This window comes from Acinetobacter sp. ASP199 (genome assembly GCF_022700675.1).
In the GTDB taxonomy this organism is placed as follows: domain Bacteria; phylum Pseudomonadota; class Gammaproteobacteria; order Pseudomonadales; family Moraxellaceae; genus Acinetobacter.
On the sequence record NZ_CP062182.1, the window covers coordinates 1,894,023 to 1,908,650 of the forward strand.

Genomic DNA, 14,628 nt, shown 5'->3' on the forward strand with positions numbered 1-14,628 from the left:
ATTTCTTTTCATAATAAAGGTGCTCTAGCAATGTATATAACAATGAATTTTCGACTATATTTTTATACTTTTTACATATAAATATTCAACTACTTTGCATAGCTGAATTAATTTTTATATCTAAATCAATTCAGCTATTAACTGAGTTAAAAACTTAAGCTTCGCGCTCTAAATTCTCTTCTTTACGCGTATCCACATAAATTTCGATCAAAGACCATACAACAATAAGTGCAAAAATGAACAATGAGAGTACCAAAGCCGTTAAGTAAGTCATTCTTTATCATCTCTAGCAAACATGATTGGAAGTGTCTTGAAGCCGAGACATACCTTTAGGCTTCGACAAAAGTCTAATAACTATTTTTTGTACTGAACAGCCATTTTTTAGCTTTTTTAAGAGTATTTTTGTCTATTATAAAACATTTCACAAATTAAAAGTAATTTAGTTATTGCTTCTAAGTCTTAATTATTCATTGGTAATCTTTTTATTCGCTTGCTTCTGAATGTATTTAAGGCTTTTAAATTAATTCCACTTGACGAAATACCAGAACAAGCACAAATTATGTTTTTTTTCACACACTCCATCCCCTATGTTTAAGAAATTCATTGGCGAATCTGCGTTTAAACTTGCAGGCTGGCAATATCACGTTGAACCAAATGTGCTTGAAGACAAGCAAGTGATTGTTGGTTTTGAACATACTTCAATGATGGATGCCGTGCTTTCTCTGGCCTTATTTCAGATCTACGACATCAAAATTCATACTTTGATTAAAAAAGAATTGTTCAAAGGTCCATTTAAGCCATTGTTAGAAAGCATCGGCGGTATTCCGGTAGATCGTAAATCTAACAAAGATATTGTGACCCAGATGGTTGAACATTTTCAGAGCAATGAAAAATTCAATCTGGTGATTGCACCTGAAGCGACCCGTGCCAAAAATGGTGAAGAACGCCGACCAATTCGCACCGGTTTCTGGCATATTGCCAAAGCAGCGAATGTGCCGATTGTACTCATGTATGCAAACTCTAAAACCAAACAGGGTGGCATTTTCGGAAAAATCTATCCAACAGACCTTAAACATGACCTGGCTTTAATTAAACAGCTTTATAAGGACAATGTCGGCCTGGATATCGTGATCCCTGAAAAAAAATAATGTATGTGTATGAGATGTTATGCATGACCTAACATCTCATTCCCTCCTCACCTTGCATACTCTTTTCAACAAGAAACATTTTTTATTTTTAAACTAAATTATTACCTTCATTCCCTAAATAAATTTCTCAGGCCGTCTATTTTTTTGTCATTATCGTTAAATCTAAAAACCAAGCTCTTTTTTTAAAAAAAGCCCTTATGGTAGAATTTGCCCAATTCGATAGGCATACAGCCAATCTACAAGGAGCATATTTCGCATGGCGGGTCATTCCAAGTGGGCCAATATTAAGCATCGTAAAGCAAAACAAGATGCTAGCCGCGGTAAACTTTTTACCAAATATATTCGTGAATTAACGACTGCTGCAAAACTCGGCGGCCCAGATGCGGGTAGCAACCCACGTTTACGTGCTGTTGTCGAAAAAGCATTGTCTGTAAACATGACACGTGACGTGATCAACCGTGCGATTCAACGTGGCGCAGGCGGCGAAGATAACGACGATCTTAAAGAAGTAACTTACGAAGGCTATGGCGTAGGTGGCGTTGCCGTTATTGTAGAAACAATGACAGACAACCTGAACCGTACTGTACCTGACGTACGTCATTGCTTCTCTAAAACTGATGGTAACTTAGGTACCAATGGTTCAGTTGCATTCCTGTTCACCAAACGTGGTGAGATTACTTTTGAAGATGTCTCTTTAGAAGATCAAATCATGGAAGTTGCACTTGAAGCTGGTGCTGAAGACATTGAAGTCGATGAAGATGAAATCCTGGTCATCACCACACCTGAAGCATTTGGTACAGTTCAGGATGCTTTAGCTGCTGCAGGTTTAAAATCTGACAATGCTGAAGTTGTGATGAGCCCTTCTACTAAAGCTGAAATCACTGACATCGATCAAGCGAAAAAAATCATGAAAATGATTGATATGCTTGAAGATCTTGATGATGTTCAAAACGTGTATACCAACGTTGAATTCTCTGAAGATGTATTGACTCAATTAGACGCTTAATTGATGCTCAAGCACAAAAAAACGCACTCTTTTGAGTGCGTTTTTTATTAGAACTGTCCACCAATCCAATCATGAAAAATCAACATGGGGAAAATCATCATTATTGCAAATAGCATGTAGAGTAATAATGCGAGCAACGTAGTATAAATCAGCCTTTTGATGTGATGGGGCTGAGTCATTTGTTTGTAGATCACAATAAAGAAGCATAAATACTGAAGTACATATAGTACGTGAACACCCATGCCATGTTGTATCCCCTGTCCAGTTTTGACATAAAGCCAATCAACAAAGAGCCAGACACATGCGCTACACACAAGCGTGATCAACAATCTAGAAAATGTAGATCGAGTATTCATGGATCAACCACTTTAAACTTTATTCAACAAACCACTGCAGTTAAAGACATTGTATTCCTTGATCACGAAGCTGGAATGCAGTGCAACTACATGTTCAATTTTACCAATCTTGTTGAGCAGAATTTCACTGTAATTTTCCATATCACGCGCGACCACTTCGACAATAAAATCTGCCGATTGCCCTGTCACTAGAAAAGCATTTATCACTTCAGGAATACTTTCCAGCTCACCCAGAAATTTGGCAAAAGTATCACTGTCATGTTTGCTTAGGGAAACCTGCAAGAGTACATGCAGACTGAAACCAAGCTTTTGATAGTTAATTTCCCGTTTTAGACCGCTAATAATATTATGGTCAATCAACTGCTTAATACGGCGGTGAACCGAGCTGACTGAAAGATTCACCCGTTCAGAGAGTTCATTCAAATTGACATCTTCATGGGTCAAAATTTCAAGAATGTGCTTATCAAAACGATCTAATTCCATCTTTAATCTCTTGCCACTTTATTGAAATACATAATTATTCTACGCATAGTATTGATATTATTTTCATAAATTACCAGTTATTTGAAAAAAAATACCATCTAAGAATCTACAGAACATTTAAGTCATCTCCATAGCCATTCATCGCATAAATATGTTTTCGATAAACGTAAATATCTAATAAACCATTATTATTTATTAGGAATTATTTTTTTTAAAGCTCTAATAAGGCAGATAATACTATTTTTAAAATGTGATTATTCAAGTTTAGATTTACACTTGTATAGGAATTGAATAAAAATTAGGCGGCTTATTTACAGCACAAAATAATCAAAACAAGACAGAAAACGCAAGGAACGGTTATGGCTTTCAGTATTTTTAGTTCAATTAAAAGTAAACTCAGTCCAGTGCTCACGACAGAGACGCAAAACAAGAGTTTACTTAGCGGTTTATTAGGCGGCAGCCTTTCTGGCATTATTGGTTCTATTACAGGTTCTACTCCCTCTACCCCTTCTCTAGATTCCCTTTTAAATAGCTTACTTTCAGGTAAAAGTTTAAGTTCAAGCTCCCTGACTGATTTAATGACCCAATTTACCGGTTCAAATGCTACCAAACTTGATATCAACAGTTTAATTAGCAAACTCACTCAAGCCAACGGCGGCAGTTTTGATCTGGGTTCGATCAGTAATCTGCTGGGCAGTTTAATGGGTAACAATACATCAAATTTAGATTTAAATGCCGTTATCAAACTGGTTAGTGGGTTAATGGGTAGCAGTTCAGGCAATTTAGATCTCGGTAAAATTGCTGACCTGGCTGGTAACCTCCTGCAAGGCGGTGACCTTGATCTTACTCAAATCACACAACTCATTGGAGGCCTGATCGGTGGTTCTGGTGGTCTTAATGGTATCGACATCGGTGCAATTTCTGGTCTTGTTGGCAGTCTGATTCAAGGCGGTGACCTTGATCTTACTCAAATCACACAACTCATTGGAGGCCTGATCGGTGGTTCTGGTGGTCTTAATGGTATCGACATCGGTGCAATTTCTGGTCTTGTTGGCAGTCTGATTCAAGGTGGCGACATTGATATTGCGCAGATCGCTCAACTGGTTGGTGGCCTAATAGGCGGTAATGCTGGCGGGCTTGGTGGTGTAGACATCGGTGCAATTTCTGGTCTTGTTGGTGGTCTAATCGAAGGCAATGGCGACATTGATATTGCGCAAATCGCTCAACTGGTGGGTGGCCTAATCGGCGGTAATGCTGGTGGGCTTGGCGGAGTAGATATCGGAGCGATTGCAGGACTTGTTGGTGGTCTAATCGAAGGCAATGGCGACATTGATATTGCGCAAATCGCACAATTGGTGGGTGGCCTAATCGGTGGTAATGCTGGCGGGCTTGGCGGTGTAGACATCGGCGCTATCGCAGGTCTTGTTGGTGGTCTAATCGAAGGCAATGGCGACATTGATATTGCTCAAATCGCACAATTGGTGGGTGGCCTGATCGGTGGTTCTGGTGGTCTTGGTGACTTCGACCTAGGTGCGATTACAGATATTATTTCTGGCTTTAGCAATAATAGTGGTAACTTTGACCTTTCACAATTGACCAATTTACTAGGTGGTCTTGTTAGTACAAATGGTAGCTCTGATCTGAGTGACTTACTTGGTGGTTTAGGCGACCTAAGCAATGGGTTAGATACAAGTCCATTTGAAGGCTTAGTTGGTGGTTTAGGCGACTTAAGTTCTAGCATTATTCCAGAATTAGGCGATCTCATTTCAGGTGGTAGCTCAATCGATAGCAATATCAACTTAACCGAAATTATCCCTACGATTAAAGACGGGCTAACAAAAATTTCTTCAGGCTCTAGCTTGCCGAAATTTGATTTTAGCTCATTACTTACTAGCATTAAATCAACTGATATTGACCTCACAAACCCTTGGGGCTAAATATCAAGTAAAAAAAACGCGCTTTAAGCGCGTTTTTTTTACTTCATTCTTAAACTTATACACCACGCCAATCGACACGGGCATTACGTTCATAACGATAGATATTTTTAATATACTGACCTAAAGGCAACTCAGAAAGATAGGTCTGATAATCCCGATATTCATCTGACATAGATTCAAAACTGTCACGCTCCCACGGCGTACCGGAAATTGCCAATAAAGGCGCTAACATTGAACAGACTGCAATATCAGCCAGACTAAAACGCGAACCAGCAAAATAAGCACCACTGTTTTCGATCAGCATCTGGTTCAACTGTTCAACTGTCTCTTTAATATATTCACGAGACTGAGCAAGTGTATCTTCAGTAAGTGCATAACCTTTGCTAAGAAGAGTCTTGAGTAAAGGCTTGGAAAATTTTTCGAACTGACGCAGATAACCCTTTTCACCGATCAGGATCTCCATCGATTCATGATCATGGGATAAAGCCTGGGCCAGCATCCAGCGACGGATATGACGTCCCAGTTCCTGAGTCATTTCATCAATCTCCAGCACTTTTTGGCGTAAGCGCCCTTCTACTGGTAATAAACGATGCTCAGGATAATGTTCATCCAGATATAAGGCGATCTGGGTCGAATCTGCAATCCATTGTTCCCGATCACGCAAAATTGGCAGACGATTCTGTCCAGTTTTGAGACGGGCAAAGGCACGATGCGCACCCGGCATGAGGTTTTGTGCGACATAATCCAGTTCTTTATGATCAAGCATCCAACGTGCTTTTTCACAAAAATGTGATAAAGGAAACTGGTATAAGGTGCGCATAAAATCTCCATGTTGATTATTAAATTTGGTCGCTTTAAAACCATCTATTTCAGTTGGATACTTTAGACACCCTCCATTGGAAATACAATGCGCTTTTAATTCAAAATTAAGATGTTACTTATTCAACTCTACGATGTTTATTTTTATACATTTTTCCGCCTTAAATATCTCTAAAGCTGATATATCGTGTCTTAGAACAAGTCCTTTATACTAAACAACAAAAAAAATCTTCGATATTTTAATAACTTACTATATTCCAAATTTATAAAAATCTAGCAGTTTTTATCCTAAATATGTTTTTTCATAAGCTTTGCAAAAGCAATTACTTAATCTGATAAAGCTTAGCCTGTAACGTTTTGGCATCAATTTAGGATGTCATTATGTCTCGTTTAACTTCTGAAAAAGTACATATTATTGAAAACGATCTGGATGCGATCCATGCTGCCTACCACGTGGCAGATTTTGCCCTGGAAGGTCGTAATCAGCGGGATCAGCAACGTTTATTGCCTTTTGCTGAAATTGATCTGTTCAGCCAGAAAGGTCTGGGTGGCATACGCATTCCAAATCAGTATGGCGGTGCCTTTGTGTCGAACAAAACCCTGGCACAGGTATTCCGGATCGTAAATAAAGCTGATTCCAGCGTTGGACAGATTCCTCAGAACCAGATTGCTTTGCTCAATATGATCCAGATCATGGGTTCAGAACAACAAAAACAGTTTATTTATAGCGAAATTTTAAAGGGTAAACGTCTGGCTAATGGCGGCCCGGAACGTAATACCAAAGATACCAAAACTCTGACAACCACACTTACGCTCGAAAATGGCAGCTACTTTGTCGATGGTGAAAAGTTTTATTCAACTGGCAGCAGTTTCGCGCACTGGCTGGCAATTAAAGCCATTCACCCTGAAGGTCATGTGGTACTGACCATCGTGGACCGCAATGCCAATGGCATAGAAGTGATAGATAACTGGAATGGCTTTGGTCAACGCACCACTTCTAGCGGCACCGTTAAACTTCAACATGTCGAAGTCGATCCATTACTGATTTTTGACGAAAGGTTACTGAGCAATCAGCCAAGTTACCGTGGTGCCTATTCCCAGCTGATGCAGGTGGCGATTGATGTGGGCATAGCTGAAGCGGCTTTTGCCGATACGCTGACTGCGGTACATAAGGCACGTCCGATCGTGGATGCACAAGTAGAAAAAGCCAGCTTTGAACATTACACCCTGCAGGAAGTTGGTAAATCCTCTGTGCTTTTAGATGCCGCAATTTTGCTGCTGGATGAAGCAGCTGAATATCTGGATGAACTGGATCAACTAGAATCGGTCACCGATGAACAGGCAGCTAAAGCATCCATTTTAGTTGCTGAAGCCAAGATCTATGCCAACGATGCCGCGCTGCATATCTCAGAAAAATTACTGGAACTGGGTGGCAGCCGTTCTAGTTTAAGTCAGCACAACCTCGATCAGCACTGGCGTAATGCCCGGGTACATACCCTACATGACCCAATCCGCTGGAAACTGCATGCACTTGGGGATTATTACCTGAATCACAAACTCCCTGCCCGTCACGCCTGGATTTAAGGATATTCACCATGACTTCATATCAAGATATTATTTCTTTCCAGTCCGAACAGCTGGCACATGCCCACATCATCCAATCAGATGAAGAAGCACTGGAAATCGCCCGCAATCTGGCGGAGCAGTTCAAAGTGGGTGCGGTACAACGTGATGCCGAACGTATTCTACCTTTTGAGGAAATCGAGGCTTATAGCCAGTCTGGACTTTGGGCCATTACTGTACCGAAAGAATATGGTGGTGCAGAGGTGTCTAACTATACCGTAGCGCAAGTCATTGCCCTGATGAGTGGTGTAGATGGTTCAATTGGGCAAATTCCACAAAACCATTTTTATGGTCTGGAAATTCTGCGCAATAATGGTACCGAACAACAAAAACAGAAACTCTACTCTGAAGTGTTAAAAGGTGCGCGTTTTGGCAATGCCTTGGCTGAGTTCAAGACCAAGACCGCTGCACAGCGCCAGACTGCGATCCGCAAAACTGAGCAAGGCTATGTAATCAATGGTGAAAAATTCTATTGCACCGGCAGCTTGTTCGCGCATCGTATTCCAACACTGGTGGTGGATGAAAACGAGCAGCAATTCTTGGCTTTTGTTCCACGTAACAGTGAAGGACTTACCCTGATTGATGACTGGAGCGGCTTCGGCCAGCGTACCACTGGCAGCGGCACAGTGAAATTCAATAATGTGCATGTGCTTAAAGAAGACGTGGTGCGTTTTGATACGGCCTATTCGCGACCAACCATTTCCGGTCCTTTCGCACAATTGCTACATGCTTCTATTGAAACCGGTATTTCCCGTGCTGCGTTTGAAGAAACCTTAAACCGTGTACGTCAGGCGCGCCCATGGATTGATTCTGGCGTAGACAAGGCCACTGATGACCCACTGACCAAATTTGAACTGGGTCGTGTTGTAGCAGACGTACGCGCTTCCGAAGTGTTACTGAAACAGGCTGCCCGTTCCGTCGATGCCGCTAAAGCTGACCCAACTGAAGCCAGCGTTGCCAAAGCCTCACTGGATGTTGCCAAAGCCCGTGCGCACAGTAATGAAACCGCCTTAAAAGCATCATCCAAACTGATTGAACTGGCCGGCAGCCGTGGCAGCCAGCGCGAAGATGGACTGGACCGTTTCTGGCGTAATGCTCGCGTGCATACCCTGCATGATGCTTCACGCTGGAAATATTACTTCATTGCCAATTATTTGCTAAATGGTGTACTGCCTCCACGCCGGGGGACATTGTAATGACAAACACTATAACTACCTCGAAAACCAAAAAAATCCTGCTGAACGCTTTTGATATGAACTGCGTGGGTCATATCAATCATGGCTTATGGACTCATCCGCGGGATGAATCACATCGTTTTAATGAGCTGAGCTACTGGACTGATCTGGCGAAAACTCTGGAAAAAGGCTTGTTTGATGGCCTGTTCATTGCCGACATTACCGGGGTCTATGATGTCTACCAGAATGGGATTGACCTGACGTTAAAAGAATCGATCCAGTTACCAAGCCATGATCCAAGTACCTTGGTGTCTGCCATGGCAGCTGTCACTCAACATCTTGGTTTTGGTGTGACAGTAAATCTCAGCTATGAATTGCCGTATCAGTTTGCCCGCCGTTTTGCCAGTCTGGACCATCTGACCCAAGGCAGGATTGGCTGGAATATTGTCACCGGTTATCTGGACAGTGCACAGCGTTTGATTGGTGAAAATGGCCTGAAAGATCATGACCAGCGTTATGAACAAGCCGAGGAATTTCTACAGCTATGCTACAAGTTTTGGGAAGGCTCATGGGAAGATGATGCAGTGCTGAAAGACAAACAGCAGCGTATCTTTACCGATCCAGCCAAAGTGCATCAGATTAATCATCAGGGGCTGTTCTACCGCAGCCAGGGCGCGTTCCAGGTTTCACCTTCTATTCAACGTACACCTGTTTTGTTCCAGGCTGGTGCTTCACCACGTGGTATGGGTTTCGCTACTCAGCATGCTGAAGGTATGTTTATTGGTGGTGATCATCCAGACAAGATCAAGAAACAGGTAGATCAAATCCGTCGTCAGGCGACTGAACAAGGCCGTGATCCTGAAGCAATCAAGATTTTTACCGGCATTACAGTAGTAACGGCAGAAACTGATGAGCTGGCGCAGCAAAAGCTGGATGAATACCGCTCTTATGCTAGCCCTGAAGCGGGTCTTGCACATTTCTCAAGTTCTGTCGGCATCGATCTGTCTAAGTTCGCCGATGATGAACCAATTCCTTATCAGAAAACCAATAGCATTGCTTCAGTGAATAACAAGTTTAAGGAACAGCAGATCACGCCAAATGACCTGAAAACCCAGCATGTGCTTGGTGGTCGTTATCCACTGATCGTTGGCAGTGGCGCAACAGTGGCCGAAAAACTGATTCAGCTGATCGATGAAACTGGCATTGATGGTTTCAACCTGACTCGTACGGTAGCCCCAGAATCGCATCAGGATTTTATCCGTTTTGTTATTCCTGAGTTACAGCAGCGCGGTCGCTATAAGACTGAATATGCACCAGGCAGTTTCCGACACAAGCTGTTTCAACAAGGAGACCGCTTATCCCGTGCTCATCCAGTGCAGCAATTTCGATGTCCAAACTCCGCCTCAACAGCAAATATAAACCTAAAGCAAAAACAATCAGCATAAATTTATTTTGAGATGCAACATGGCACAAACCGCTAAAACTAAATTCACCATTATTGGGGTGATTATTGCCGCCGTTATTATTGGACTGGTGGCATGGAACCAGCAAAAGAAAGCTGGTTCGGATGAGCTGGTGATTGGCATCAGCCCGTCTTTCGCTAAACCTTTACAGGTCGCAGCGGAAGAAGCCAAGCAGCAAGGTCTGAACGTCAAACTGGTCGAGTTCTCGGACTGGAATACGCCAAATATTACCCTAAATCATGGCGATATTGATGCTAACTTCTTCCAGCATCAACCATTCCTAGATAATGCCAAGAAAGAAACTGACTTTAAAATCAAGGCATTTTCCAAAGGAGCAGCCACTCATGTGGGGCTGTATTCCAAGAAAATTAACAGCCTGGATGAGTTAAAAGACGGCGCAAAAGTTGTGGTACCAAACGATCCAGTGAACCAGGGTCGTGCCCTGCTGTTATTGCAACAGGCAAAACTGGTGACTTTAAAAGATCCTGACAATCACTTATCTAGCCTAAAAGATATTGCAGCGAATCCGAAGAACCTGCAGTTTGTTGAAGTTGAAGGTCCGCAAACCGCACGTGCCATTGATGAGGTTGATCTGGCATTTGGTTACCCACACTACCTGCGACTGGCTAAAACCGCTGATCCGGAACAAGCATTGTTGTTTGACTCTAACACCGACAGCCGTTATGCAATCCTGTTTGCTGTACGTGAGGACTATCAGGACAAAAATGACAAGTTAAAGAAATTTGTTGAAATTTATCAGAACTCACCTCGCGTGAAGGAAGCACTAGATGCCGACTTTGGTGCGAAGCTCTGGTTCCCAGGCTGGAAATAAGGTGCAATGATGACACAAGTAAATTCTTCAAGCTCAAATACAAAGAAATGGATCATTGGTGGTGTCATCCTGGCGCTCATTCTTGGGCTGGCGGCTTACCGCTTGACCAAAGGCCAGCAACAGGAGGATGTATTAACCATTGGCATTAGCCCACCTTATGCAGACTTATTACAAAGTGTGGCAGATGAGCTTAAGCCACAAGGCATCAACGTAAAACTGGTGGAGTTTTCAGATTGGCATGCACCCAATGTTGCGGTGCAGAATGGCGACATCGATGCCAACTTTTTCCAGCAAAGTGTCTATTTAAGAAATGCCATTCGTGAAACCAACTTTGACCTACATAGTTTCGCACCTGGTACTGGTAGTCATGTCGGTTTGTATTCCAAGAAATATGAATCACTCAATGAGTTACCGCAGAACGCCCGTGTGGTGATTCCAAATGATCCGGTCAATCTGGCACGCGCCTTAATCCTATTACACCGCGCCAAACTGATTGAACTTAAAGACATCAACAATGAATTATCAACTGTTAAGGATATTCAAAGCAATCCAAAACAGCTGCAGTTTATTGAAGTTGAAGGACCACAAACGGCACATGCCCTGAATGAAGCTGACCTGATCTTTGGCTATCCACATTACCTGAAACTGGCCAAAGTGGCTGATCCACATGATGCCCTGTTCCTGGATCCAATCGATAAAAAATACGCGATCCTGTTTGTAACACGCAAAGACTACGAAGATAAAAACCAGAAGCTGACGACTTTCGTTAAAGCCTTCCAGAACTCTGCACAAGTCAAAGCGATTTTGGATCAGGATTTTGGTACTGGCATGTGGTTTGAAGGCTGGAAATAAGGAGAATACGATGGTGAGTTTTGGTTCTCAGGTGGCGTTTTCTGTCCCACATATCAAAATCCGTAACCTGAACAAATATTATCAAGTACAAGGTCAATCGGTACATGCCTTGAAAAACATCAACCTGGATATTCCTGAAGGCAAAATCTTCGGAATTATCGGCAAAAGTGGCGCGGGGAAATCTTCGCTGCTACGTACTTTGAATGGTCTGGAACAGATCAGTGAAGGTCATATCCATATCCATCAGCAGGATTTGGCTGGCTTAACCCATGCTGAACTGATCCAGTTACGTCAGCGCATTGGCATGATCTTCCAGCACTTCAACCTGATGTCTGCCAAAACCGTATGGGAAAATGTGGCATTACCTTTAAAAGTCGCGAATTATAAAAAATCAGACATTGATGCGCGTGTAAACGAAGTACTGCAACTGGTAGGCTTAAGCGAAAAAGCGCAGAACTACCCTTCTCAGTTATCCGGCGGACAAAAGCAGCGTGTCGGCATTGCCCGTGCGCTGGTGCATCATCCGGAAATTCTACTCTGCGATGAAGCCACTTCTGCACTGGATCCGGAAAGTACTTCTGTGGTGCTGTCTTTACTGAAAGAAATCAACCAGAAACTTGGCATCACTATTGTACTAATCACCCATGAGATGCAGGTCATTCGTGAAATCTGCGATCAAGTCGTCGTAATTGAAAAAGGTGAAATTGTTGAAGCCGGTGAAGTCTGGTCTGTATTCTCTAACCCACAGCAACAGATCACCCAGGAACTGCTGAATCTGGAACAGCTGGAACTGCCATTTGTAATCAGTCCTGAAGTAACCGCTAATACTACGCATAGCATTATTAAACTGCGATATGCCTCTAGTGTTCAACATTCACCAGATTTGAAGGTGATTTTCGAGCAATTCGATCATCCTGTTCATCTCTATCAGAGTCATATCGACAGCATCCAGAACCATCTGGTGGGAAGTCTGATTGTTGCTGTTGCTAATCTGAATCTGGATACACATTTGCTCCAGCAAAAACTAAAACAACACATTGCACATATTGAGGTGATTGGCTATGCACGACCAACTCATTGATCTGTTATTAACTGGAACCACCGATACCTTAATCATGGTCGGTGTATCCGCCATCGTTGCCTTTCTGATTGGCTTGCCAATGGCAGTGGTTTTAGTCAGCACTTCGGAACATGGCATTTATCCATCCAAACCGATTAATCAGGCTTTGGGCTGGATTGTGAATATCACCCGTTCTGTGCCGTTCCTGATTCTGATGGTCGCACTGATTCCAATTACCCGCTGGATTGTCGGTACCAGTTATGGTGTCTGGGCAGCAGTTGTGCCTTTAACCCTGGCAGCTACCCCTTTCTTTGCGCGGATTGCTGAAGTCAGTCTGCGTGAAGTGGATCAAGGACTCATCGAAGCTGCACAGGCGATTGGCTGTAACCGTAAACAGATTATCTGGCATGTGCTACTCCCTGAAGCACTTCCCGGTATTGTGGCGGGTTTTACCGTGACTTTGGTGACCATGATCAACTCATCCGCGATTGCCGGAGCGATCGGTGCAGGTGGATTGGGTGATATCGCCTATCGTTATGGCTATCAGCGTTTTGATATGCAGATCATGCTAGCCGTGATTGTGGTATTGGTCATTCTGGTCATGCTAGTTCAGGCCACTGGTGACACCCTATCGAATCAGCTCGATAAACGTAAAATTTAAAAACATCTATTTCATAAGTTTTCAACAAAGCACCCAGCCATGACCTGACTTTGTCATGGCTTTCATGTAAAATCACTGGCAATTTTTATATAACGCTTTGTGAGTTATTTCATGGGTTTTAATTGTGGTATTGTAGGCCTGCCTAACGTTGGTAAATCTACGCTTTTCAATGCATTAACTAAAGCTGCAATTGCTGCGGAAAACTTCCCATTCTGTACGATTGAACCAAACACCGGTATCGTGCCTGTGCCTGATCCACGCCTGGACAAACTTGCTGAAATCGTAAAACCACAACGCGTGGTACCAACTACCATGGAATTCGTGGACATCGCGGGTCTGGTTGCTGGTGCATCTAAAGGCGAAGGTCTGGGTAACCAGTTCCTGGCGAATATCCGTGAAACTGATGCAATTGCTCACGTTGTTCGTTGTTTCGAAGATGAAAACGTGATTCACGTCAACGGTAAAATTGATCCGCTTGATGATATCGCAACGATCAATACTGAGCTTGCACTAGCTGACCTGGAAACCGTGACTAAAGCAGTAACCCGTTTGGCTAAATCTGCGAAAGGTGGCGATAAAGAAGCGATCGCGACTAAAGCAGTTCTAGATAAAATTCTTCCTCTTTTAGACGAAGGTAAACCTGCTCGTGCAGCTGATCTGGATGATGACGAACGTAAACTTGTTCGTGGCTTTGGTCTTTTAACCTTAAAACCAACTATGTACATCGCTAACGTGGCTGAAGACGGTTTTGAAAATAACCCGCATCTTGATGCAGTTCGTGAGCTGGCTGCGGCTGAAAATGCAATCGTGGTTCCGCTTTGTAACCAGATCGAAGCTGAAATTTCATTACTTGAAGATGAAGACCGTGCTGAATTCCTGGAAGCTATGGGCATGGAAGAACCAGGTCTGAACGTGGTGATTCGTGCAGGTTACTCACTGCTTGGTCTACAAACTTACTTTACTGCTGGTGTACAGGAAGTTCGTGCCTGGACAGTAAAAGTGGGTGCAACTGCACCTCAAGCAGCGGGTGTAATCCACACTGACTTTGAAAAAGGCTTTATTCGTGCTGAATGTATTGCTTACGATGACTTCGTTCAATACAACGGCGAAGCGGGTGCCAAAGAAGCAGGTAAATGGCGTCTGGAAGGTAAAACCTATATCGTTCAGGACGGCGACGTTCTGCACTTCCGTTTCAACGTATAAGTTGAAGACA

General features: G+C 43.0%; 13 protein-coding genes. 11 read left to right on the forward strand and 2 right to left on the reverse strand.

Annotated features, from left to right (window positions below; all coding sequences use genetic code 11):
- Positions 1 to 587: 587 nt before the first annotated feature.
- Both IHE35_RS08940 and IHE35_RS08945 read left to right on the forward strand, forming a co-directional pair.
- On the forward strand, positions 588 to 1,148 hold the full coding sequence (locus IHE35_RS08940) for a 1-acyl-sn-glycerol-3-phosphate acyltransferase (protein ID WP_242787068.1): 561 nt from the start codon (positions 588 to 590) through the stop codon (positions 1,146 to 1,148).
- A 256-nt stretch (positions 1,149 to 1,404) separates the two neighbouring features.
- The gene (locus tag IHE35_RS08945) at positions 1,405 to 2,154 is read left to right on the forward strand and encodes a YebC/PmpR family DNA-binding transcriptional regulator (RefSeq protein ID WP_242787069.1); all 750 of its coding nucleotides are present in this window, start codon (positions 1,405 to 1,407) and stop codon (positions 2,152 to 2,154) included.
- 368 nt (positions 2,155 to 2,522) lie between these two features.
- Here IHE35_RS08945 and IHE35_RS08950 read toward each other — a convergent pair whose 3' ends face one another.
- Positions 2,523 to 2,993 carry an Lrp/AsnC family transcriptional regulator gene (locus IHE35_RS08950; RefSeq protein WP_004815486.1) on the reverse strand — a complete coding sequence of 157 codons (471 nt, stop codon included), beginning with the start codon at positions 2,991 to 2,993 and terminating at the stop codon, positions 2,523 to 2,525.
- A 359-nt stretch (positions 2,994 to 3,352) separates the two neighbouring features.
- Between IHE35_RS08950 and IHE35_RS08955 the strand changes: the two genes are divergently transcribed.
- Positions 3,353 to 4,930 (forward strand): hypothetical protein, encoded by a 1,578-nt coding sequence (locus tag IHE35_RS08955; RefSeq protein WP_242787070.1) that lies wholly within the window; start codon positions 3,353 to 3,355, stop codon positions 4,928 to 4,930.
- Positions 4,931 to 4,985: 55 nt separating this feature from the next.
- Here the strand turns inward: IHE35_RS08955 and IHE35_RS08960 are convergent, their stop codons facing one another.
- Positions 4,986 to 5,750 (reverse strand): glutathione S-transferase family protein, encoded by a 765-nt coding sequence (locus IHE35_RS08960; RefSeq protein WP_242787071.1) that lies wholly within the window; start codon positions 5,748 to 5,750, stop codon positions 4,986 to 4,988.
- Positions 5,751 to 6,130: 380 nt separating this feature from the next.
- Between IHE35_RS08960 and IHE35_RS08965 the strand changes: the two genes are divergently transcribed.
- The 8 genes from IHE35_RS08965 to ychF all read left to right on the forward strand — a co-directional run bounded on the left by IHE35_RS08965 (position 6,131) and on the right by ychF (position 14,618).
- Entirely contained in the window at positions 6,131 to 7,333 is a 1,203-nt protein-coding gene (locus IHE35_RS08965) for an SfnB family sulfur acquisition oxidoreductase (RefSeq protein WP_242787072.1), read from the forward strand.
- A gap of 11 nt (positions 7,334 to 7,344) precedes the next feature.
- Complete coding sequence (locus tag IHE35_RS08970) at positions 7,345 to 8,568, forward strand: SfnB family sulfur acquisition oxidoreductase (protein ID WP_242787073.1); 1,224 nt, start codon at positions 7,345 to 7,347, stop codon at positions 8,566 to 8,568.
- On the forward strand, positions 8,568 to 9,992 hold the full coding sequence (locus tag IHE35_RS08975; RefSeq protein WP_242787074.1) for an LLM class flavin-dependent oxidoreductase: 1,425 nt from the start codon (positions 8,568 to 8,570) through the stop codon (positions 9,990 to 9,992). Before IHE35_RS08970 ends, IHE35_RS08975 begins: the two co-directional genes overlap by 1 nt.
- Positions 9,993 to 10,011: 19 nt before the next feature.
- On the forward strand, positions 10,012 to 10,842 hold the full coding sequence (locus IHE35_RS08980) for a MetQ/NlpA family ABC transporter substrate-binding protein (RefSeq protein ID WP_242787075.1): 831 nt from the start codon (positions 10,012 to 10,014) through the stop codon (positions 10,840 to 10,842).
- Positions 10,843 to 10,851: 9 nt separating this feature from the next.
- Positions 10,852 to 11,694 carry a MetQ/NlpA family ABC transporter substrate-binding protein gene (locus IHE35_RS08985; RefSeq protein ID WP_242789987.1) on the forward strand — a complete coding sequence of 281 codons (843 nt, stop codon included), beginning with the start codon at positions 10,852 to 10,854 and terminating at the stop codon, positions 11,692 to 11,694.
- A 10-nt stretch (positions 11,695 to 11,704) separates the two neighbouring features.
- The gene (locus IHE35_RS08990; RefSeq protein WP_242787076.1) at positions 11,705 to 12,775 is read left to right on the forward strand and encodes an ATP-binding cassette domain-containing protein; all 1,071 of its coding nucleotides are present in this window, start codon (positions 11,705 to 11,707) and stop codon (positions 12,773 to 12,775) included.
- Complete coding sequence (locus IHE35_RS08995; RefSeq protein WP_004892652.1) at positions 12,756 to 13,415, forward strand: methionine ABC transporter permease; 660 nt, start codon at positions 12,756 to 12,758, stop codon at positions 13,413 to 13,415. The genes IHE35_RS08990 and IHE35_RS08995 overlap by 20 nt, the downstream gene beginning before the upstream one ends.
- Before the next feature lie 111 nt (positions 13,416 to 13,526).
- Positions 13,527 to 14,618 (forward strand): redox-regulated ATPase YchF, encoded by a 1,092-nt coding sequence (gene ychF / locus IHE35_RS09000; RefSeq protein WP_242787077.1) that lies wholly within the window; start codon positions 13,527 to 13,529, stop codon positions 14,616 to 14,618.
- The last annotated feature ends 10 nt before the right edge of the window (positions 14,619 to 14,628 follow it).